This is a genomic window from Exiguobacterium sp. OS-77, from assembly GCF_000414195.2.
GTDB lineage: Bacteria > Bacillota > Bacilli > Exiguobacteriales > Exiguobacteriaceae > Exiguobacterium_A > Exiguobacterium_A indicum.
This window is the reverse complement of record NZ_DF239008.1, coordinates 18,789-41,773: the sequence shown is the minus strand read 5'-3', so window position 1 is coordinate 41,773 and position 22,985 is coordinate 18,789. Positions and strand designations below refer to the sequence as shown.

General features: G+C 47.8%; 22 protein-coding genes. 8 read left to right on the top strand and 14 right to left on the bottom strand.

Going from position 1 to position 22,985, the window contains the following annotated elements; all coding sequences use genetic code 11:
• Positions 1-77: 77 nt before the first annotated feature.
• From rpsR to EXG77_RS00175, 6 genes are all read right to left on the bottom strand, one after another.
• Positions 78-308 (bottom strand): 30S ribosomal protein S18, encoded by a 231-nt coding sequence (gene rpsR, locus EXG77_RS00200; RefSeq protein WP_023469849.1) that lies wholly within the window; start codon positions 306-308, stop codon positions 78-80.
• 44 nt (positions 309-352) lie between these two features.
• Positions 353-871, bottom strand: a complete 519-nt coding sequence (gene ssb, locus EXG77_RS00195) for a single-stranded DNA-binding protein (protein ID WP_023469850.1) — start codon at positions 869-871, stop codon at positions 353-355.
• A gap of 23 nt (positions 872-894) precedes the next feature.
• Complete coding sequence (gene rpsF / locus EXG77_RS00190; protein ID WP_023469851.1) at positions 895-1,182, bottom strand: 30S ribosomal protein S6; 288 nt, start codon at positions 1,180-1,182, stop codon at positions 895-897.
• 120 nt (positions 1,183-1,302) lie between these two features.
• Positions 1,303-2,403, bottom strand: a complete 1,101-nt coding sequence (gene ychF, locus EXG77_RS00185; protein WP_023469852.1) for a redox-regulated ATPase YchF — start codon at positions 2,401-2,403, stop codon at positions 1,303-1,305.
• Positions 2,404-2,631: 228 nt separating this feature from the next.
• The gene (locus EXG77_RS00180; protein WP_023469853.1) at positions 2,632-2,820 is read right to left on the bottom strand and encodes a DUF951 domain-containing protein; all 189 of its coding nucleotides are present in this window, start codon (positions 2,818-2,820) and stop codon (positions 2,632-2,634) included.
• Positions 2,792-3,721 carry a mechanosensitive ion channel family protein gene (locus tag EXG77_RS00175; protein WP_023469854.1) on the bottom strand — a complete coding sequence of 310 codons (930 nt, stop codon included), beginning with the start codon at positions 3,719-3,721 and terminating at the stop codon, positions 2,792-2,794. The genes EXG77_RS00180 and EXG77_RS00175 overlap by 29 nt, the downstream gene beginning before the upstream one ends.
• A 183-nt stretch (positions 3,722-3,904) precedes the next feature.
• Here EXG77_RS00175 and yyaC point away from each other — a divergent pair, with 183 nt between their 5' ends.
• Positions 3,905-4,522 (top strand): spore protease YyaC, encoded by a 618-nt coding sequence (gene yyaC / locus EXG77_RS00170; protein WP_034786343.1) that lies wholly within the window; start codon positions 3,905-3,907, stop codon positions 4,520-4,522.
• Between the two features lie 37 nt (positions 4,523-4,559).
• Here yyaC and EXG77_RS00165 read toward each other — a convergent pair whose 3' ends face one another.
• The 8 genes from EXG77_RS00165 to rpmH all read right to left on the bottom strand — a co-directional run bounded on the left by EXG77_RS00165 (position 4,560) and on the right by rpmH (position 12,048).
• Positions 4,560-5,324 carry a ParB/RepB/Spo0J family partition protein gene (locus tag EXG77_RS00165; RefSeq protein WP_035395440.1) on the bottom strand — a complete coding sequence of 255 codons (765 nt, stop codon included), beginning with the start codon at positions 5,322-5,324 and terminating at the stop codon, positions 4,560-4,562.
• Positions 5,325-5,362: 38 nt separating this feature from the next.
• Positions 5,363-6,205: a nucleoid occlusion protein gene (gene noc, locus EXG77_RS00160; protein ID WP_035395437.1), complete on the bottom strand. Its 843-nt coding sequence runs from the start codon at positions 6,203-6,205 to the stop codon at positions 5,363-5,365.
• Between the two features lie 48 nt (positions 6,206-6,253).
• A complete protein-coding gene (rsmG, locus tag EXG77_RS00155; protein ID WP_023469858.1) occupies positions 6,254-6,970 on the bottom strand; it encodes a 16S rRNA (guanine(527)-N(7))-methyltransferase RsmG in 717 nt (238 codons plus the stop codon).
• Positions 6,971-6,975: 5 nt separating this feature from the next.
• Complete coding sequence (gene mnmG, locus EXG77_RS00150) at positions 6,976-8,865, bottom strand: tRNA uridine-5-carboxymethylaminomethyl(34) synthesis enzyme MnmG (protein ID WP_029343026.1); 1,890 nt, start codon at positions 8,863-8,865, stop codon at positions 6,976-6,978.
• A gap of 43 nt (positions 8,866-8,908) precedes the next feature.
• Positions 8,909-10,291 carry a tRNA uridine-5-carboxymethylaminomethyl(34) synthesis GTPase MnmE gene (mnmE, locus tag EXG77_RS00145; RefSeq protein WP_023469860.1) on the bottom strand — a complete coding sequence of 461 codons (1,383 nt, stop codon included), beginning with the start codon at positions 10,289-10,291 and terminating at the stop codon, positions 8,909-8,911.
• A 147-nt stretch (positions 10,292-10,438) separates the two neighbouring features.
• Positions 10,439-11,293: a membrane protein insertase YidC gene (gene yidC, locus EXG77_RS00140; RefSeq protein ID WP_035395434.1), complete on the bottom strand. Its 855-nt coding sequence runs from the start codon at positions 11,291-11,293 to the stop codon at positions 10,439-10,441.
• Positions 11,294-11,397: 104 nt separating this feature from the next.
• Complete coding sequence (gene rnpA, locus EXG77_RS00135; protein ID WP_023469862.1) at positions 11,398-11,748, bottom strand: ribonuclease P protein component; 351 nt, start codon at positions 11,746-11,748, stop codon at positions 11,398-11,400.
• A gap of 165 nt (positions 11,749-11,913) precedes the next feature.
• Complete coding sequence (rpmH, locus tag EXG77_RS00130; RefSeq protein ID WP_012371910.1) at positions 11,914-12,048, bottom strand: 50S ribosomal protein L34; 135 nt, start codon at positions 12,046-12,048, stop codon at positions 11,914-11,916.
• Between the two features lie 737 nt (positions 12,049-12,785).
• On the opposite strand from rpmH, the gene dnaA reads away from it, so the two are divergent.
• From dnaA to EXG77_RS00095, 7 genes are all read left to right on the top strand, one after another.
• Positions 12,786-14,177: a chromosomal replication initiator protein DnaA gene (gene dnaA / locus EXG77_RS00125; RefSeq protein WP_023469863.1), complete on the top strand. Its 1,392-nt coding sequence runs from the start codon at positions 12,786-12,788 to the stop codon at positions 14,175-14,177.
• Between the two features lie 191 nt (positions 14,178-14,368).
• Complete coding sequence (gene dnaN / locus EXG77_RS00120) at positions 14,369-15,502, top strand: DNA polymerase III subunit beta (protein ID WP_023469864.1); 1,134 nt, start codon at positions 14,369-14,371, stop codon at positions 15,500-15,502.
• 162 nt (positions 15,503-15,664) lie between these two features.
• Entirely contained in the window at positions 15,665-15,886 is a 222-nt protein-coding gene (gene yaaA / locus EXG77_RS00115) for a S4 domain-containing protein YaaA (RefSeq protein WP_023469865.1), read from the top strand.
• A gap of 1 nt (position 15,887) precedes the next feature.
• Complete coding sequence (gene recF, locus EXG77_RS00110) at positions 15,888-17,042, top strand: DNA replication/repair protein RecF (RefSeq protein ID WP_023469866.1); 1,155 nt, start codon at positions 15,888-15,890, stop codon at positions 17,040-17,042.
• 10 nt (positions 17,043-17,052) lie between these two features.
• On the top strand, positions 17,053-18,966 hold the full coding sequence (gyrB, locus tag EXG77_RS00105) for a DNA topoisomerase (ATP-hydrolyzing) subunit B (protein ID WP_200864062.1): 1,914 nt from the start codon (positions 17,053-17,055) through the stop codon (positions 18,964-18,966).
• Positions 18,967-18,993: 27 nt separating this feature from the next.
• Positions 18,994-21,606: a DNA gyrase subunit A gene (gyrA, locus tag EXG77_RS00100; protein ID WP_035395430.1), complete on the top strand. Its 2,613-nt coding sequence runs from the start codon at positions 18,994-18,996 to the stop codon at positions 21,604-21,606.
• 102 nt (positions 21,607-21,708) lie between these two features.
• The gene (locus EXG77_RS00095; protein WP_023469869.1) at positions 21,709-22,752 is read left to right on the top strand and encodes an HD-GYP domain-containing protein; all 1,044 of its coding nucleotides are present in this window, start codon (positions 21,709-21,711) and stop codon (positions 22,750-22,752) included.
• The last annotated feature ends 233 nt before the right edge of the window (positions 22,753-22,985 follow it).

The following is a 22,985-nucleotide window of genomic DNA, read 5'->3' as shown; positions in this document are numbered from 1 at the left end:
ATAACCGAAAAGCAGGAGGGGATGAAAGGGAAGCGAAAAAAAGCACCATCCTCACGCATGAGGATGGTGCTACGAAATCAGTCAGCCACGTATGGGATTAAAGCCATTTGACGTGCGCGTTTGATTGCGATTGTAAGTGGACGTTGGTATTTCGCTGAAGTACCAGTCACACGACGTGGAAGAATCTTACCGCGTTCCGAAATGAAACGTTTGAGAAGTTCTACGTCTTTATAATCGATATGAGTGATGTGGTTCGACGTGAAGTAACATACTTTACGACGACGTTTTCCACCTGGACGACGTGCCATGTGATTAACCTCCTTTTTAACTTGGATTTTTCAGGACGATTTCCTTAGAACGGGAGATCGTCGTCTGAAAGGTCGATCGAACTACCGCCGCTGAACGGATCAGCGCCGAAGCCCGAATTCGATGAAGCGGGTGCTGGCGAGGAAGAGTTGTTCTGCTGTTGCTGTGAACCCCATCCTGCAGCATTCCCGTTTCCACCAGTAGATGAAGCGTAGCCTTCGCTACCATCCGAAGAACGGCTCGCGTTACGTGACTCAAGGAAGCGGACGCTATCAGCGACGACTTCCGCACGATAACGGCGTTGCCCTTCTTTATCGTCGTAGCTGCTAATCTGGAGGCGACCCTCTACACCAGCAAGACTACCCTTCTTCAAATACTGAGCAACGTTCTCTGCTTGCTTGCGCCAAACGACGCAATCGATGAAATCAGCTTCTCGCTTCCCATCTTGCCCTGTGAAAGGACGGTCACATGCGAGTGTGAATCGCGTTACCGCAATCCCGCTCTGCGTATAACGCATTTCCGGGTCACGAGTTAACCGACCGACTAAAACGACGCGGTTAATCATCAGAATCACTCTCCTGTTTCAGCTTATTTCTCGTCTTTTGTGATCATTAAGCGAACGATATCGTCACTGATCTTCATGAGACGGTCAAGTTCTTTTGTAGCTGCTGGTTCAGCAGAAACGTTAAGAAGAACGTAGAACCCTTCACGCATGTCATTGATTTCGTAAGCGAAACGACGTTTACCCATTTCAGTTGTTTTATCAACTGTACCACCGTTATCAGTGAGGACTTTGTTGAAACGCTCCACTGTTGCTTTGCGTGCTTCCTCATCAAGTTCCGGACGGATGATGTAAAGTACTTCGTATTTACGCATATCTGTCACCTCCTCTTGGACTGGCGGCTCGAATGTTCGAGCAAGGAGCAATAATTCATTACTCACATTCGTTAATACTACCAAAGTATTTTGCTTTATGCAATAACGATTCGATTTCGATTAGACGTTGAAGCGGAATGTGACGACATCGCCGTCTTGGAAGACATATTCCTTACCTTCTGAACGGTAACGTCCTTGTTCCTTGACTGTAGCCATGTTGCCTGCTGCTGCTAAATCTTCGTACGAAACGACTTCTGCACGGATGAATCCACGTTCGAAGTCCGAGTGGATGACACCCGCACATTGCGGAGCTTTCATCCCTTTTTTGAACGTCCAAGCGCGGACTTCTTTTTCACCTGCTGTGAAGTATGTCGCAAGACCAAGCGTGCTGTAGGCTGCATGGATCAATTGATCAAGACCTGATTCTTCGATTCCGAGATCGACGAGGAACTCTTGACGTTCTTCTGGCTCAAGCTCTGCAATCTCTTCTTCAATCCGAGCACAGATGACGATGACTTCAGAACCTTCTTTTTCTGCGAATTCGCGTACGAGACGGACGTTTTCGTTATTGTCCGCGTCTGCGACTTCATCTTCGCCAACGTTTGCAACGTAAAGCATCGGTTTCATCGTCAACAATTGGAAGTGTTTGACGAGAGCTGCTTGATCTTCGTTCAATTCAGCCAGACGTGCTGGTTTCTCGTCTTCGAGTAATGCTTGCACGATTTCAAGTGCTTCGAGTTCAGCCGCTGCGTTTTTATCGCGTGACTTGACTTGTTTTTGGACACGCTGAATCCGTTTTTCGACTTGCTCGAGGTCTGCGAGGATCAATTCGAGGTTGATCGTCTCGATATCATCGATCGGTGAGACTTTTCCGGCCACGTGTGTGATGTTCTCGTCAACGAAACAACGTACGACCTGACAGATTGCATCCACTTCACGAATGTTCGCGAGGAATTTATTTCCGAGACCTTCCCCTTTAGACGCGCCTTTTACGATACCTGCAATATCCGTGAATTCGAATGCTGTCGGGATCGTCTTTTTCGGGTTGACGAGTTCCGTTAATTTCCGAAGACGTGCATCTGGTACTTCAACGACACCGACGTTCGGGTCGATCGTTGCGAACGGGTAGTTCGCTGCCTCTACACCTGCTTGTGTGATGGCGTTAAAAAGTGTTGATTTTCCTACGTTTGGTAAGCCAACGATTCCTGCTGTTAATCCCACTTGGAATTCCTCCTTTTCGGTATTTCCTAGGAAATCCGTGCTAGCGGCCGCAGTGGGTAGAATGATTACACCACGTCAGCACATCTTTCACAATTATAGATAGTTCAATTTTTTTAAGCAAGGAGCTCGACCGTCTTTTTTACTCACGTCCTAACCGAACGCAACCGCTCCACTTAAGCAAGACAACAAAAAAGCGAATCTAATCACGAGGATCAGATCCGCTTTTCATTACTCTGGTAAGACTTTTTTCAATCGTTTATCAAAATCACGACGTGGCATCAAAATGCTTGCCCCGCAACCTTGACATTTGATTCGGATATCCATGCCGACCCGAATGATTTGCCATCGGTTCGTACCACATGGATGCTGCTTCTTCATCTCAACATAATCATGGAGTTGATACGTTTTTGGAATCATCCGTTTGTCCACCATTCTTTTGTTCTGGATTCATCATGACCATCCGTGGATACGGGATCTTGATGTTTTCTTCTTCTAGTCCTTGCTTCAATTCCTTCCGGATTAGACGACCGGCTTGGAAATGTTGCATCGGTGGTACTTCTGCCATCAAACGATAGACGACTTCAGAAGGACCAAGCGTCTGGACGCCAAGCATCTGAATCGGTTCGACGAACATATCGACATACTTCTTCGTTGTCCGGTCCGCGATCTCATGCAAGACTTGTTCGACCCGTTCGAGATCTTCGTCATAGGAGACTTGAACATCAACGAGCGCGAAACTGTTGTCGACCGAATAGTTCGTGACTTGCAAAATCTGACCGTTCGGGATGATGTGGATCTCCCCGTTGAGTCCTTTTAGTTTCGTCGTCCGGATTCCAAGTTCCGTGACGACTCCTTCGATCACACCGACGCGTACATAATCTCCGACTTTGAACTGGCGTTCGAAGATGATGAACGCTCCGGTAATGATATCTTGCACCAAGTTCTTCGCACCGAACGAAATCGCAAGACCGGCAATCCCCGCACTGGCGACAAGACCGGTGATGTTGATTCCGAACTGACTGAGTACCGTCAACAACATGACGATTCCGAGCACGTAACGAATCGCATTTTGGAGCAACTTCAGTAATGTCTCGTTCTGACGTTGCGCCAAGTAGTCCTGTTCATTGATTTTCCTAATCGTAAAGAGACGCGAGACTGCCCCAGTCAAAACGCGCGTTAACACATAGAACGCCGCGATGATGATGAGCGCAATCAGTAGTTTCATCCCAAAACGAATCCACATATCCGCATCCATTACTTGATTGATTAGTTTATCGACTTGGGCGACGGATTCTTGTACATCTTGATTGGTAGCCATTCTCTCATCCTTTCTTGTTCTCTCTATTACGACAGTATACGTGATTTTAATTGAGTTTCAACCAATAGAGCCGATTTTGACGTTAGATTTTTGGAAAAACCGGGAAAGGAAAATCATCTAAGAACCCTTCACTCTTGCCAATCCACCACGACACCGACATCAAGAGAAGAAAGGATGATTTCGATGAATTTCCGCTTTCATTCGCACGAGCCCAAGCCCTATTCTTTCTTTTTAGAATATACGGAACCGTTCGCGAAAGAACGCTTAGCCGAACAATTATTCGAACAAATCTCCGCAGTCCAGGAAAAACGACCAATCGTACTCGTTTGCATTGGTTCTGATCGTTCGACGGGCGACTCACTCGGTCCACTTGTCGGAACATTCCTTGAAAAACAAGCACCTGCTCATCTCCACGTTTACGGTACACTCGCTAAACCCGTCCATGCACTGAATCTCGCTGAAACGATTCACTCAATCCAAACGACCCATTACCGTCCGCTCGTCATCGCAATTGATGCGTGTCTTGGTCGACTTTCAAGCGTTGGGCACGTCTTCTTCTCGGAAGGTCCACTCGCACCCGGTGCCGGCGTTCAAAAAGAATTGCCTGCGGTCGGTGACTTCAACATTAAGGCTGTCGTTAACGTCAGTGGATTCATGGAGATGATGATTCTCCAAAATACACGGTTACATCTCGTTTATGAACTAGCAGAACTCGTCGCGAACAGTTTCCACATGCTCGATGCGAAACTATCCGCTGAATCGACACGGACGACGATTTCCTTCACGCCCCGTTCGATGTAATGAAAAAGAAGCGAACCGTCACCGGAACGCTTCTTTTTCATTGATCCGATTCAGGTAATAACAAGTCGAGCAACCGATTGAGGTCGTCTTCATCTGCAAAATCAATCTCGAGTTTCCCTGCTTGTTTGCCTTGTTTGATCCGTACCGTCGCCCCGTATTTTTCGCGAAGCGACTCTTCGACGAATTGGACAGCGGTCGCTTGTTGCGGACGCGTGGATTCTTTCCGTTCCCGAAGCGCCTGCTCTAATCGACGGACGTTCCAATTTTCCGCCATGACACGTTCTGCCATCTGCTCGATTTTCTTTGGATGCTTCAGCGACAACAGGGCACGGGCATGTCCCATCGATAACCGCTCATCCATCACCGCTTGTTGAACGAGTAGCGGCAATTGTAGTAACCGAAGACTGTTCGTGATGTGCGAACGACTTTTGCCGACACGCTGCGCAAGCTCTGCTTGCGTGATGCCGAATTCCTCGATCATCTCCGCATACGCCATCGCCTCTTCAATCGCGGATAAATCCGCCCGTTGGATGTTTTCGATCAAAGCGAGCTCCATCACGCGTGTCTCGTCTGCTTCGATCACGAGGACCGGTACACGTTCGAATCCTGCGCGACTCGCTGCTTGATACCGTCGTTCGCCGGCGATGATTTCATAATAGCCATCACGTGGTCGGACGACGATCGGTTGGATCATCCCGTGCCGAACGAGCGATTGGGCTAACTCTTCTAATGCTTTTTCATTGAATCGTTTCCGGGGTTGAGTCGGATTCGGGCGAATCGCCCGAACAGGTAATTCGTTCACTTGCCTTCTCTCCTAAACGTAGCGGAAGGCACGACCGCTTATTCCGGACGTGCCTTCACGATGCGAATCCGCACCTCTACATAGTCTTCACAATCGACTTCTTCTTTTTCAATCGTCAATCCGGTTTGCTCGATCATATCGACGGAATCGCGAAGGGTATTTAACGCAATCCGTGTATCGCGAGCAAAGCTCTTATGACGTTTTTTCTTCGGTGGCTGTGGTGTCATCAATCGTTCCACCCGGCGCTCCGTCTCCTTGACGTTCCATTCCCGTTCCAGAATTTCAGCGAGTACCGTTACTTGTAGCGCTTCATCCTTGAGCGGTAATAACGCACGGGCATGACGCTCCGTGATCGTCCGTTGCTTCAACGCTTCCCGGACATCCGTTGGCAATCGAAGCAAACGCAATTTGTTAGCAATCGTCGATTGACTACGTCCGAGCTTACGAGCTAACACTTCTTGCGTGATGTCTTGTAACGCAAGCAAGCGCTCATAGGCTTCTGCTTCTTCGATTGGTGTCAAATCTTCGCGTTGCAGATTTTCAATCAATGCCAGTGAAGCAGTCGTCTCGTCCGTCATCTCTTTGACGATGCCAGGAATCGTTTCCCAACCAAGCGAGCGCACTGCCCGGTATCGTCGTTCTCCCGCAATGATTTCGTATCCTGTTCCTTGTTTTCGAACGACGATCGGCTGGAGTAATCCATGCTCTTCGATCGTAACGGCTAGCTCTTCAATTCGGTCCCCATCAAACACTGTCCGTGGTTGGAACTGGTTTGCGACAAGTTCTGTCAATGGTAATTCCTGAACCGTCTCTTGTGGGTCAAGCTCGATCGTAGCAGGTTGCCCTCCCTTACCGAGCAGCTTGGCAATTGCATTTCTCACGTTGGCGCACCTCACCTTTATCAGTCATCGTTTCACGTGAAACGGTGTTTAGCTTAATGGATCTTTTGCAGGCGTACCCGCTTTACGCGGATATTTCCCGGGTGTTGTTCGTTTTTTATCTACAATAACGATATTACGCTCACTTTCCTCGCCTGGCAATTGGAACTGGAAACTTTCCCGTAAATTCCCACCGAGTACTTTTAAGGCAATCGCACCATCCTCGAGCTCTTCACTGACTTTCGCTGCCTTCAAGGCAACGAATTGACCCCCGACTTTCGCAAGCGGTAGGCAATATTCCGCGAGAACGGACATCCGGGCGACCGCACGTGCTGTCACGACATCAAACCGTTCGCGGAATTGTTTATTTTTACCGAACTCTTCGGCGCGTCCATGATGGAACGCGACACCTTCGAGTCCGAGTTCCGTCGCCAAATGATTGAGGAAGCCGATTCGTTTGTTCAGTGAATCGACAATCGTCACTTGGAGATGGGGGAACATGATCTTGATCGGCAGACTTGGGAAACCAGCGCCCGCTCCGACATCACAAACTGTCGTGACCGTCGTGAAATCGAAATAGAATGCTGCTGTGATCGAATCATAGAAGTGCTTGAGATAGACATCTTCTTCGTCCGTGATCGCCGTCAGGTTCATCTTTTCATTCCACTCGACGAGCAGTTCATAATACCGTTTGAATTGATGCAACTGATGTTCTGAGACCTCAAGTCCCTGTGCTGCCAATGCTGTTACGAATTGCTGTTGGTTCATCTCGTTCACTCCGCAGTCAATGCGTATTGGCCTTGTTCGATATAGACAAGCAAAATCGAGATATCAGACGGGTTAACCCCTGAGATCCGGGATGCTTGTCCGATCGAGAGCGGACGCACTTGGTTTAGTTTTTGTTTCGCTTCAATCGCTAATCCACTGATCGCATCGTAATCGAGACGATCCGGAATCCGTTTTTGCTCCATCCGCATCATTTTTTCGACTTGATCGAGTTGTTTATCGATGTAGCCGGCATATTTGACTTGGATTTCGACTTGTTCTGCTGCTTCTGCAGACAGTGGTGTTTCCGGTGGTGTCATCTGCGCGATCATCGCATACGTGATTTCCGGGCGTTTCAGCAACGTGATCGCATGCAGCGCTTCCTTGAGTGGTGATGCACCAATTGCTTCTAGCTGTGCATTCACGTCCGCTGTCGCTTTGATGACGACCTTCTCAAGACGTTTCATCTCAAGACGGATTTGCTCTTGTTTATCGAGCAACTTCGCTTGGCGTTCTTCCGAGATCAATCCGAGTTCATGTCCGATTTCCGATAGACGAAGATCCGCATTATCATGACGGAGCAACAACCGATACTCGGCACGTGACGTCAAGAGGCGGTACGGTTCGTTCGTACCTTTCGTAACGAGATCATCGATCATGACACCGATATAGCCTTGTGAACGTGACAAGATAAGTGGTTCTTTGCCTTGGACTTGTAGTCCAGCATTGATCCCTGCCATGATCCCTTGTCCTGCCGCTTCCTCATACCCACTTGTTCCGTTGATTTGACCCGCTGTGAATAAACCAGGAACCCGTTTTGTCTCGAGCGTTGGCCAGAGTTGTGTTGGAACAACGGCATCGTACTCAATCGCATAACCAGGACGCATCATTTCTGAATTCTCAAGCCCAGGAATCGAGCGGAGAATATCGTGTTGGACGTCTTCCGGTAAACTTGTCGATAATCCTTGCACGTAGACTTCTTCCGTATCGCGACCTTCTGGCTCAAGGAAGATTTGGTGACGCGGTTTATCGTTGAACCGGACGACCTTATCTTCGATCGATGGGCAATAACGTGGACCTGTCCCTTTAATCATCCCAGAGAACATCGGTGAACGATGTAAGTTCGCATCGATCAACTGATGCGTATACTCCGTCGTATACGTCAACCAGCATGGAATCTGTTCCGTGATCATCTGAGTCGTTTCATGACTAAATGGAAGTGCTACTTCGTCACCTGGTTGAATCTCCGTCTTCGAGTAGTCAATCGTTTTCCCGTCGATTCGTGGTGGTGTACCTGTTTTGAAACGTGCGAGCTCAAATCCGAGTTCTTCAAGATGTTTCGATAGATTGATCGATGGCATCTGATTGTTCGGACCACTCTCGTAAGACAATTCACCGATGATGATTTTTCCGCGCATGAACGTTCCGGTCGTGATGATGACCGCTTTCGCCCGGTACTCCGCCCCTGTATTCGTGACGACACCGACGCAACGTCCTTCGTCGTCAATCAATAACCGTTCGACGAGCGCTTGACGTAAAAGCAAATTCGGTTCATCCTCGAGCGCTTTTTTCATTCGGTTTTGGTATTCGAATTTATCCGCCTGTGCCCGTAGTGCTCGCACGGCAGGACCTTTTGATGTGTTTAACATTTTCATTTGAATATACGTTGCATCGATCGCGCGTGCCATTTCGCCACCGAGCGCATCGATTTCCCGGACGACGATTCCTTTTGCAGGACCACCGATCGACGGGTTGCAATACATGAATCCGACCATATCGGGATTCATTGTCAACATGACCGTTTTCGAGCCCATTCGTGCCGCAGCAAGAGAGGCTTCGATGCCGGCATGTCCGGCTCCGACGACGATGACGTCGAATTCACCTGCTTGATAAGCCATAGTACTGGTTCCTCCTTCTTATTCCACACGCAGTCGTCTCGAATTATTTCCCGAGACAGAACTGCGAAAACAACTGATCCAATAAACTATCCTGTGCTGTATCACCATTGATTTCGCCAAGCGTATCCCATGCTCGTCGTAAATCGATCTGTACCATGTCGATCGGCATCGCTGCTTCTGCTGCACCGAGAGCATCTTCAATCATTTGACTCGCGCGTTTGATGAGCTGGATGTGACGCGCATTTGAGACGTACGTCATATCCTGACTTTCGACACCCTGTTCAAAGAACAGACTCGCAATCGCCGCTTCAAGATCGTTGACGCCTGCTTCCTCGAGCAAGGATGTCGTGACGATTGGTCGACCATCAGCAAGTTCCGTGACACGCGCTAAATCAATCTGTTGCGCCAAGTCACTCTTGTTGACGATGATGATCGCGTTCATTCCTTTGATCGCTTCAAACAGCAAGACGTCCTCATCCGTCAAAACATCGTTTCCGTTGAGGACGAGTAAGATCAAGTCGGCCGTCTTTAAAGCCTGACGTGACTTTTCGACACCCATCCGTTCGACGATATCTTCCGTCTCACGAATCCCTGCCGTATCAATCAACTTCAACGGTACACCGCGAACGTTAACATATTCCTCAATCGTATCGCGCGTCGTTCCCGCGATATCCGTGACGATGGCCTTTGCTTCTTGCACCAATGTGTTGAGCAAAGACGACTTTCCGACGTTTGGTCGACCGATGATCGCTGTGGATAACCCTTCGCGCAAGATTTTTCCTTGGCGTGCCGTTGTTAATAACTCTGCTAAAATCGCGCGGACAGCACCCGCATCACGTTCGACGATCTGTTGCGTCATCTCTTCTGCATCGTATTCCGGGTAATCGATGTTGACTTCAATCGCAGCAATCGTCTGTAACAATTGTTGACGTAAGTCTTGGACGAGTTTCGAGAGACGTCCTTCAATCTGACTGACGGCGACATGCATCGCTCGGTCCGTCTTCGCCCGGATCAGATCCATGACGGCTTCCGCTTGTGATAAATCGATGCGTCCGTTCAAGAACGCACGTTTCGTAAATTCACCAGGTTCCGCCAGCCGGACTTCCGGTTGGGCGAGGATGAGTTCGAGGACACGATTGACCGCGACGACTCCTCCATGACAATTCAATTCGATGACATCTTCACGTGTAAACGTCTTTGGTGCGCGCATGACACTCACCATCACTTCATCGACGACACGGTCCGCCTCATGGTCGACCAATTTCCCGTAATGAATCGTATGGGTTGGTACTTCCGTCAAGCGGTTGCTCCCTTTATAAACACGGTCGGCTACAGCGACTGCATCAGGACCTGATAAGCGCACGATCGCAATCGCCCCTTCTCCCATCGGCGTCGAAATCGCGGCAATCGTATCAAATTCCATCATCCGTTCTTCCACCTCGTTTTTCTTCTGTCTTTTTATGAGTATTTAATCCTTAATCGTTGCAATGGGTATAACGAAACAACTATACACGAAATGACGCAAAAGAAAAAGAGCGACACTCTGTCAAAACAAAGCGTCGCTCTTCACGTATTAGCGTTTCTTTTTCGATTTTTTAGGAGCCGGAGCTGCTTGTGCTGCTTCTTTTTCACGTTTAGCAGCCATTGTTGCTTCCGTCTGCAACTTAATCTTTTCACGCATCGGCTTCATGATGACGATCGTGACGATGATCGAGAAGATGTAACCGACGACCCAGTAAAGCGAAAGGGCAGATGGGAGTGTAACACCCATGATGAAGATCATGATTGGGAAGACGTAGAGCATGATTTTCATTTGTGGATTGTCTTCTTGACCTGCCATCGAGATCTTTTGTTGCAGATACGTCAGTACCGCAGACATGATCGGCAAGATGAAGAATGGATCCGGTTTACCAAGGTCGAACCAGAGGAATGTGTGTTGGAAAATAGCCGGTGTATAAATGATGGCGTTATAGAACGCGATCAAGATCGGCATTTGGATCAAGATCGGTAAACAGCCTGCGAGTGGATTGACGTTGTGCTCTTGGTAGAGCTTCATCATTTCCTGTTGCAATTTCTGTTGCGTCTCTTGGTCTTTTGAGCTGTATTTCTCACGAAGCTTCATCATTTCAGGCTGGATGACTTGCATTCCACCCATACTCTTCGTTTGTTTGATCATCAATGGAAGGATGACAAGACGAACGAGAAGTGTCGTAATGATGATTCCGATACCGTAATCACCGCTAAAGAACTGTGAAATCTCACGAATCAACCACGCCATCGGCCAAACGAAGTAATGTTTCCAAAAACCTTCTGTGTCTGCTGTGATCGGTTCACCTGTACCATACGTGCTAGGTGTACAGCCGGATAATACGATCGCGAGCACGGACATGAGTCCGAGAGTTAACCAAATCTTAGTTCTCTTGTTCATAATTCCTCCTAGAAATTGTTTACGCTTTGTCGAACGCCATCTTCTTCTATAGTAAGGCAAGGAAAGGGAGCGCCGTACAAATCAACAGGATGCATTGCTACGATTCATTTTTTTGATCGCATCCAGACACCGGAACGTTTGAGGACGTGACGGAGACTGTCAGCCACTTCTTGCGCGGTCATCTTCGCGGCCGGATTGCGCGCGATGATCACCAAATCATAATTCGGGGCAATCGAGGCTTCATGCTGCTGGCATGCTTCCCGAAGATACCGTTTCACCTGATTCCGGACGACGGCATTCCCGATTTTCTTACTGACGGATAAACCAACCCGAAAGTGAGTCTGTTGCTCCTTTTTCAAGGCATACACGACAAATTGCCGATTTGCGACAGAGGCTCCTTTAGTAAACACCGCTTGGAACTCCTTGTCTTTCTTGACGCGGTATTCCTTCTTCACCTTATTCACACTCCATCCTGACACTACGAAAATTCGTCGTCTCTCATCATATCATAGAATAAACATGCGACGCGATAGGGCGCATGTGACAAAAGCACGAACACACGAAAAAACATAAAAAAAAATCACCTCGGACCATCCCGAAGTGATGGATGCATCAATGCATTAGACAGTCAAGGCTTTGCGGCCCTTAAGACGGCGAGCAGCCAAGATACGGCGGCCACTCTTCGTAGCCATACGCGCACGGAATCCGTGAACTTTTTTACGCTTACGGTTGTTTGGGTTGAAAGTTGGTTTCATTCGTCTGCACCTCCTTTAAAAGATCTTTATAACCAATTGTTATTTTCTACTTTAAGGCAGTCTTGTACATTATATAAACTGATTGTGGCATTGTCAATGAAAGTTCAGAAGATTTCTTGTCCTGCTTAAGGGAGTTCTAGTTTGAAAACAGGCAATAGGATTCGACTGTGCAAACTCTATTACGCGATAGAATACATATGGGTCATAGAGGGGATGTGTGTAGACTTATCCACCTATCCACAGACTTATCCACATTATCCACACTTTCCGTGGATAACTCTTCACTTTGTCTACGATAGTATTTTTTAAAATCGACGTCAATCCTCGATTTTGGATTTCCTTTTTCCACTTCTTTTGTATTTTGTGAATAACTCTTTTTCAACGCTTCCTCTTTCGAAAAGTTATCCACCTCTTATCCACAATTTATCCACACTATCCACAGCTTGTGGGTAACTACCTGTGGACGGTTTAATTTACTTGTGGATAAATCATTCCAACCATTGCCAGGGCTCATTTCTTTTGATACACTAATTGTGCATAACATGATCCTGATCGTTCAGGACAAAACAAGTTATACACACCCTGTGGATAACTTTATACACAGATTCAACTGCCTGTGGATAACGTTATCCACAGTTTTTACGTTATGGGGATAAGTCGAGTTTCTTCATTAACTTTGTCTGTGTATAAGCCTGTGTACAAAAATTTTCTATCTTGATAAAAAAAGGGGGGTATTTATGAAAAACGCTGCCGAACTTTGGCATAATGTCTTATCTGTGATCGAGGAAGAGGAACGAACACCGAAAGCTAGTTATGATATGTGGTTAAAATCCACAGAAGGCGTCACGCTAAATGGAACGACACTACTCGTTTCAGCACCAGCTGCGTTTACGGTGACATGGCTCGAGCGCCAGTACTTATCTTTACTCGAAGACACAGTTGAGGAAGTAACAGGAAGCCGACTCGATATTCAGTTCATTGAAGAGGGACAAGCGAAGAAAATGCTCGATCGACAAGAAGAGGAACGTGTTGAGGCAACACCGACTCCGAAATCGCGTCCATCGAACATGCGGAGACCAACAGAGGAACTGACGATGAGTGAACTCGGACAATTGAATGAGAAGTATACGTTCGATACATTCGTCATCGGATCGGGGAACCGTTTTGCGCATGCCGCTTCACTTGCTGTTGCGGAAGCGCCTGCTAAAGCATACAATCCGCTTTTCATCTATGGTGGCGTTGGTCTTGGCAAAACCCATCTGATGCATGCCATCGGACAGTACGTTCAAGATCAAAATCTCGGGACACGGATTGCCTATGTCTCTTCTGAACGCTTTACGAATGACTTCATTAACTCCATCCGTGATAATAAGACGGTTGAGTTTCGAAATAAATACCGTAACATCGATGTCCTCTTAATTGATGACATCCAGTTCCTTGCGGGCAAAGAACAGACGCAAGAAGAGTTTTTCCACACATTCAATGCCTTGCACAACGACCAAAAACAAATCATCATCTCAAGTGACCGACCACCAAAAGAGATTCCAACGCTTGAAGATCGGCTTCGTTCTCGTTTCGAATGGGGATTAATCACCGACATCACGCCACCGGATCTCGAGACACGGATTGCGATTTTACGGAAAAAGGCGAATGCGGAGCAACTTGACGTCTCAAACGAAGTCATGCTTTACATCGCAAGTCAAATTGATACGAATATTCGGGAGCTCGAAGGAGCGTTAACCCGCGTTATCGCTTATGCGAATCTCGTCGGACGACCAATCGATCCAAATGTTGCTGCGGAAGCCTTGCATAACATCATGCCGGTCGCTGAACCGCGTAAAGTTACGATTCGTGACATCCAGGAGTCGGTCAGTAAGCACTTCAATTTGCCGTTTGATGATCTGAAGGCGAAGAAACGAACGAAATCGATTGCCTTCCCACGTCAAATCGCGATGTATCTTTCGCGTGAGATGACAGAAAGCTCTTTACCGAAAATCGGAGAAGAATTCGGGGGACGCGACCATACGACCGTCATCCATGCCCATGAAAAGATCAGTATGTTGATCAAATCGGACGGGGAAACTGGGAAAGTCATTGAACAAATCAAACATGAATTGAAGCATTCGTAAAACTGTGGATAAACATGTGGATAAAGTAGGGTAGTTATCCACAACTTATCCACACCGTTTTTGGCTTTATACCAAGTTATCCACCGACTTATCCACACTATCCACAGCCCCTAAGACTATTATTAAAAAAATATATTATTATGTTATGATGGGCGCATGCCCATTATTTTCGAGAGGAGTCTAACGACGATATGCATATCACCATTCAACGCGAAGCTTTAATTCAAGCAGTACAAGATGTAGCCAAAGCGGTCTCATCCCGCACGACGATTCCGATTCTGACAGGAATCAAACTCGAAGCTCATGGAGATGGTATGACGCTGACAGGAAGCGATACAGAAATCTCGATTGAACGGACAATCTATGCAGAAGAGAATGGAACATCTTATGTCACGGTTCACCGTGCAGGTAGTGTCGTCTTGAATGCCCGCTTCTTCGGCGATATCGTCAAAAAGATGCCAAAAGACGAAGTCACACTTGAAGTCTCACCGAACTTCATGACACGGATCCAGTCAGGAACAGCGGAATTCCATTTGAACGGTCTTGATCCAGATGAGTTCCCACGCCTTCCGCAAGTTGATGGGGGACAACGTTTCCGTTTACCGGCTGATCTCTTACGTTCGATGATTCGCCAAACAAGCTTTGCTGTCGCTGTTCAAGAAACACGTCCTGTTCTGACAGGTGTGAACTTCTCAGCTGACAAAGGCATCTTGACGTGTGTTTCAACAGATAGTCACCGTCTAGCCCTTCGTCGTGCTCAGTTTGAGACAGATACAGATATCTCGTTCCAGAACGTCATCGTTCCTGGTAAGAGCTTAAATGAATTATCGAAGTTGCTTGGGGATGGTCATGTGGATATCACGATCACGAACCAACAAATCTTGTTCAAGATGAAGCACGTCCTCTTCTTCTCGCGTCTACTCGACGGAAACTATCCGGATACATCACGCTTGATTCCAGAAGAGTACCGGACAGCTGTCCGCATGAACGCGAAAGAATTGCTCCAAGCGATCGATCGCGCGTCACTGCTAGCACGTGAGGACCGTAACAACGTCATCAAGTTCGCAGCTGAAGGAACGACAGCGGTCGAGATCTCTTCGCATTCTCCAGAAGTCGGGAAAGTCTCGGAGCAAGTCAGCATCCTGTCGCTTGAAGGCGAAGAGCTGAAAATCTCGTTCAACTCGAAGTACATGATGGATGCCTTGAAGGCACTTGACGCAACAGATATCGAAATCCAGTTCACGGGTTCGATTCGTCCATTCATCTTGCACCCAGTCGATCAAGATAACGTCCTGCAACTGATTCTTCCAGTCCGGACGGCGTAAGCATCAACACAAAATACGTGATAAGACGGGTTCGATCGTTTCGACATCGGACCCGTCTTTTTCGTATACCGTATATACGTTCGGGGATTTTGCTAAATCGCTCAATGTTTAGTACAATAAAGAGTACGTCATTTATAATATGTAGGTAGGAGGAGTCAATCCATGCAAGAAATCAGAATTACAACGGAATACGTCACGTTAGGGCAGTTCCTGAAGCTATCGGATATCATCTCAAGCGGAGGACAAGCCAAACCGTTTTTAGCAGAGGTACCGATTCTAGTCAACGGCGAGGTCGATCAGCGACGTGGTCGTAAATTACGGGATGGAGACATCATTGATGTAGAAGACTACGGTCAGTTCATCATCAAGAACGAGGGCAACTAACGTGCGGCTGGATTCAGTCCGACTCAGTCATTATCGCAACTATGACGCACTCGAACTGTCATTCTCCGAAAAAACGAATGTCCTGATTGGTGAAAATGCACAAGGGAAGACGAACTTATTGGAAGCGATCTATGTCCTCGCTCTCGCGAAGTCGCACCGGACGACGCATGACAAGGAACTGATCGGTTGGGACCAGGAAACAGCGCGCGTCGAAGGACGTGTCGTCAAGCGGACCGGCTCCCATGTTCAAGAGATCGTCATCTCGGGTCGCGGGAAAAAAGCAAAGCTGAATCATCTAGAGCAACGACGCTTGAGTGATTATGTCGGGGCACTGAACATCGTTTTATTCGCCCCGGAAGATTTGCATATCGTCAAAGGCAGTCCACAAGTCCGCCGGCGATTTCTCGATATGGAGATCGGTCAAGTCAGTCCGGTCTATCTGCATGAATTGAGCCAGTACCTGAAAGTGTTGAAGCAGCGAAACGCATTGCTGAAACAACTGTCCATGAAGGGAGGAGACGAGACCTTCCTTGATATCTTGACGGAGCAAATGATTACGCTAGCCGTTAAAATCGTTCAGCGCCGCCATCATTTCATGGCCCAGCTCGAAAAATGGGCACGACCGATTCATGACGGAATCAGTCGTGGACAGGAAGAACTCGCGCTCATCTATCGTTCGGACACATTCGGCGACGAATTACTCGATGTCGAAGGAATGACTGCGTCCTACACGCGGAAGTTTGGTAAAATAAAAGAAAATGAAATCCGAAGAGGAGTTACGTTGTTTGGACCACATCGCGATGACTTCGAGATGGAAGTCAATGGACGAAACGTCCAAACGTATGGTTCACAAGGACAACAACGGACAGCAGCTCTCTCGTTAAAGCTTGCGGAGATCGAATTGATCCACGAGGAAGTAGGGGAATATCCACTTCTTCTGCTCGACGATGTCTTATCCGAGCTTGATGATCATCGTCAAACACATTTGCTCGATACGATGCAACAAAAGGTCCAGACGATCCTGACGACGACAAGCGTCGACGGGATTGCGCATGAAACGATCAACCAAGCGAAGTTGTTCCACGTGAAACAAGGGACAGTCGATTTGGAAGAGACATCATATAAAGAAACAGTAGGTGAGAAAACCGATGAGTAATCATGAAGATATGGAATTGGAACAAGGGTACGGTGCCGATCAGATTCAAGTACTTGAAGGATTAGAAGCAGTACGTAAACGTCCAGGGATGTATATCGGCTCGACGGCATCAAAGGGTCTCCATCACCTCGTATGGGAGATCGTCGATAACTCGATCGATGAGGCGCTCGCAGGGTACTGTGACACGATCAAGGTCACGATCGAACCAGGGAACTCGATCTTAGTCGAGGATAATGGACGCGGTATTCCAGTCGACATCCAAGAGAAGATGGGTCGTCCTGCCGTTGAGGTCATCCTAACGGTCCTCCACGCCGGTGGTAAATTCGGCGGCGGCGGGTATAAAGTATCGGGTGGACTACACGGTGTTGGGGCTTCGGTCGTTAACGCTCTGTCGACGAAACTTGAAGTATTCGTCAAACGGAACGAGAAGCTGTATTACCAAGCGTATCATCGCGGTGTACCAGCGCAAGATCTCGAAGTGATCGGAACATCAGAAGAGACAGGAACGACGATTCGTTTCTTCCCAGACGGTGAGATTTTCCAAGAGACGCTCGAGTATGACTATGATTTGCTAGCGACACGCCTGCGGGAACTTGCTTTCTTGAACAAAGGCCTGAAGATCATCATCACGGACGATCGTGCGGATGAGCCGATGACGCGTAGCTTCCACTACGAAGGTGGGATCAAGTCCTACGTCGAACACTTGAACCGTTCAAAAGAAGTCGTTCATGCGGAACCAGTCTATGTACACGGTACAAAAGACGGCATCGAAGTCGAAGTCGCACTTCAGTACAACGACGGATTTGCGTCAAACATCTACTCGTTCACGAACAACATCCCGACGCATGAAGGGGGTACGCACGAGACCGGCTTCAAGACAGCTTTGACACGGGTCATCAATGACTACGCGAAGAAGTTCGGTTTGATGAAGGATGCAGACGGTACGTTATCCGGTGAGGACGTACGTGAAGGGATGACCGCGATCGTTTCTGTCAAACACCCGAATCCACAGTTCGAAGGTCAAACGAAAACGAAACTCGGGAACTCCGACGCACGCACGGTTACGGATTCGCTCTTCTCTGGTGCGTTTGAGCAGTTCATGCTCGAAAACCCGACGAACGCACGCGCAATCGTCGAAAAAGGGATGATGGCGTCGCGCGCCCGGATGGCAGCGAAACGCGCCCGTGAACTGACACGCCGTAAAGGTGTTCTCGAAGTGAGCTCACTACCGGGTAAACTGGCCGACTGTTCGTCACGTGATGCGTCGATTTCCGAATTGTACATCGTTGAGGGTGACTCGGCGGGTGGTTCTGCGAAATCCGGACGCGATCGTCATTTCCAAGCGATCTTACCGATTCGCGGTAAAATCTTGAACGTTGAGAAAGCACGTCTTGATAAGATTCTCGGAAGCAATGAGATTCGGACGATCATCACGGCACTCGGAACAAGCATCGGTTCTGAGTTCAATATCGAAAAAGCACGCTATCACAAAGTCATCATCATGACCGATGCCGATGTCGATGGTGCCCACATCCGGACACTCTTGTTGACGTTCTTCTACCGTTACATGCGTCCGCTTGTCGAGCATGGGTATGTCTATATCGCTCAGCCACCGCTATACGGGATCAAACAAGGGAAGAACATCACGTACGTGCATAACGAACGTGAATTGACAGAGGCGCTTGCAGCGCTTCCTGAAAACGCACGGTACGACATTCAGCGCTACAAAGGTCTTGGGGAGATGGATCCAGAGCAACTTTGGGAAACGACGATGGATCCAAGTGGTCGTCAAATGTTGCGTGTCGAGCTTCAAGATGCGATCGAAGCAGATGAAGTCTTTGATATCTTGATGGGAGATCAAGTCGAACCACGACGCGACTTCATTCAATCACACGCACATTACGTCAAGAACCTGGATATTTAACGCTGAACAGAGAGGGTGGCCAGAAGCATGTCCGAACAAAATCACGGAATCATCAAGGATATTAATATCAGTCAAGAGATGCGTACGTCCTTCATGGACTACGCGATGAGCGTCATCGTCGCACGTGCTCTTCCGGACGTACGGGACGGCTTAAAACCCGGACACCGCCGGATTCTCTATGCGATGAACGACCTCGGTATTCGTGCCGATAAACCACATAAAAAGTCTGCCCGTATCGTCGGGGAAGTCATCGGTAAGTATCACCCGCACGGGGATTCTGCCGTCTATGACACGATGGTCCGCATGGCGCAAGACTTCAGCTACCGTTACGAACTCGTCGATGGACACGGAAACTTCGGGTCTGTCGATGGGGACTCGGCGGCTGCGATGCGATATACCGAAGCTCGTATGTCAAAAATCGCGATGGAGATCGTTCGCGATATCAACAAAAACACAGTCGATTTCAAAGATAACTACGATGGTTCGGAACGCGAACCGGAAGTCTTACCGTCACGCTTCCCGAACTTACTCGTCAACGGTTCGAGCGGGATCGCGGTCGGGATGGCAACGAACATTCCACCACATCAGCTTGGCGAAGTCATCGATGGTGTCTTAGCCTTGTCGCACGATCCAGAAATCACGATCCAAGAACTGATGCAGCACATTCCGGGACCTGATTTCCCGACAGCTGGTGAAATTCTTGGTCGGAGCGGGATTCGTCGCGCTTATGAGACAGGACGTGGCTCAATCATCGTCCGTGCGAAAGCTGAAATCGAACAGACGAAAAAAGACCGGGAACGGATCATCGTGACGGAGCTGCCTTATCAGGTCAATAAAGCCCGCCTCGTTGAAAAGATTGCCGATCTCGTTCGCGAGAAAAAGATTGAAGGCATCACCGATTTACGGGATGAGTCAGATCGCCGCGGTATGCGCATCGTCATGGAAGTTCGTCGTGACGCCAATGCGAGCGTCATCTTAAATAACTTGTATAAACAGACGTCGATGCAAACGACGTTTGGTGTCAATATGCTTGCGATCGTCGGCGGACGTCCGAAAACATTGACGCTCAAGGAAATGCTTTATCATTACCTCGAGCATCAAAAAGAAATCGTGCGTCGTCGGACACAGTTCGATCTCGAAAAAGCAGAAGCACGTGAACACTTACTCGCTGGTCTACGGATTGCACTCGATCATTTGGATGAAGTCATTCAAATCATCCGCGGGAACCGGACAGCAGACGCAGCACGTGAACAGTTGATGGAGCGTTTTGCGTTATCCGAGAAACAATCACAAGCGATTCTTGATATGCGCTTGCAACGCCTGACAGGTCTTGAACGGGAGAAGATCGAAGCAGAGTATGACGAAATCATGCAATTGATCGCGGAACTGAACCGCATCCTTGCGAGTGAGGAAGTCTTGCTTGATTTAATCCGGACAGAGCTCGAGGAGTTGAAAGAACGTTTCAACGACGAACGTCGGACGGAAATCCGCATGGACCACATCGAATTCGAAGACGAAGATTTGATTCCGGAACAGGATATCATCATCACGTTGACAAGCAGTGGCTATATCAAACGGATGACGACGGATTCGTACCGGACACAACGCCGCGGCGGACGTGGGGTTCAAGGAATCGGAACGAATGACGAGGATTACGTCACGCGTCTCTTATCTTGTTCGACTCATGATACGATCCTATTCTTTACGAACCGCGGAAAAGTCTACCGGATTCGTGGATATGAAGTACCGGAGATGAGCCGGACATCAAAAGGTGTACCGATCATCAACCTCATCCAAATCGAACGCGACGAAAAGGTCGAGACGATGATTCCAGTCAACTTCAAACGTTATCTCGAGGAGCAACAAGCAACTGAAGCACCTGTCGAGGTGATTGAGGGAGAGATTGAAGAGACGGAAGAAACGCTCGAAACGGAAGAAGTCGTTCAAGATGAGCAAAAATCATTGATCTTCATGACACGTAAAGGACGCGTCAAACGTTCACCGTTGTCTGCGTACGCACGGATCAACAAAAACGGTTTGATCGCGATTCGATTGTTTGAAGACGACGAGTTGACATCGGTTCGTCTCGCATCGACGGACGATGAAGTCTTTGCTGTTTCAACAAGTGGGAAAGCGATTCGTTTCCCAATCACGAATGTCCGCTCGATGGGACGTGGCGCTCGTGGTGTCAAAGCGATGACGTTACGTCCAGACGATTTCGTCGTCGGGATGGAACTTGCACGTGATGCCCAAGATGTTCTTGTCATTACGGAAAAAGGATTCGGTAAACGGACACCGATGACCGAGTTCCGTAGCCAGTCTCGTGGTGGTAAAGGATTGATCGCGAGTAAGGTGACAGAACGCGTCGGTCAAATCGTTGCCATGCGAATCGTTGATGTCGATGATGACATCATGATCATGACAGAGAGCGGGATCGTCATTCGGACAGACTCGCAATACATCTCACGTGTCGGCCGGAATACCCAAGGGGTGAAGGTCATTCGAATTGAAGAAGGTGACCGTGTTGCAACGGTTGCCAAACTGAAACGCGAAGAGACTGATGAAATGGAAGAAGACACTGATATCGTGTCTGAAGAGAATGTAGTCGAATCGGATGCTTCAGAAGAAGCGGAAGAGTAAGTAAGACATCAGCAAGGAAGCAGCAGAGTGATACTACTCTGCTGCTTTTATCTACATATATAGTATAGAAAGAAAATAAAATAAAAAAGGAGACGAAACGATATGCGAGTGGCAAGTAATCAATTACGCATCGGGGATCGTTTAACGGAACCCATCTATTTACATACAGATCATCCAATCGTAGAAGCAGGTAAAAAGATAGGAACGGATGAGTTACGGCGGATTCAACGATTTTTGATTAAAGAAGTCGTCATCGAAGATCGACCGGATTTAATCGAGAGCGAGGAGGCGCAAACTGAAACCGTAGCGGCTCATACAGAAAATCCGTTTGAAGCATTCATTCGTTCTTACAATAAAGTCTTCATGTCATGGGAACAGGGAATAAAGCCGAATGTGTATGAAGCATTGAGCTGGGTCAAACAGTCCGTTCCAGAACGGATTACGAGACAAGATGTCTTACCATTCTTCCTCGAGCGAGGAACGGAAGCTTATACAGTTCGACATGCCATCTATCGAGGGGCAATTGCGCAAATGCTTGCTGAAGCAGTCGGAAAAGATCGGAAATTAATCCATGAGTTATGGACAGCTTCTTATTTTGCTGACTACGGTCTCGCGCGAATCATGGAATGGCGTCATACGAAACGCTATGAAGCAATGCAACAAGAAATCTTCCACCGGCACCCCGCAATGGCATATCAAGCATTGCAAAAGGAGACGATCATTTCAGATACGGTCAATCGCTTGATTGTTCAACATCATGAACGACTAGATGGAACGGGTTATCCTTTAAAGGTAAAGGGAGATAAGATTACGGATCATAGTCGACTTTTTATTGTGGCAGATGTCTTTGCTGCGATGACAAGTTGGCGTCCATATCGAGAAGCATATACACCGTTTGATGCATACCGTCATTTAAAAGCACGACCGATGCAATATTGCTCGAAGTATGTCCTATTGCTCGGACAGTTACTCTTACCAATCGAAGTCGGTGATCGTGTCCTGATGAGTAATGGAAAGATTGCAACGATCGTTCGAAAGAATACAATTTTTGATCGACCTGTTATTTCATATGAAGAACAAGGACGGATGATAGTCATTGATTTAATGGAAGAACGGCAACATAGCATCATTCAGTTGATGGATTAATAGGAAATACGTAGCCTCTTGAGCCGGAATCGTAAGGTTCAAGAGGCTTGTTCATGATTTTAAAAACAATTTTAAAATAAGTGTTGCACAATAATAAAACGCATGATATATTATTACATGTCCTTAACAACGACAAGCGCTTGAAACAAACGAAAAAAACAATTTCAAAAAAGTTGTTGACTTCTTGTTTCAGACTTGGTATTCTAATTGAGTCGCCAAAACAGGCGCGGACG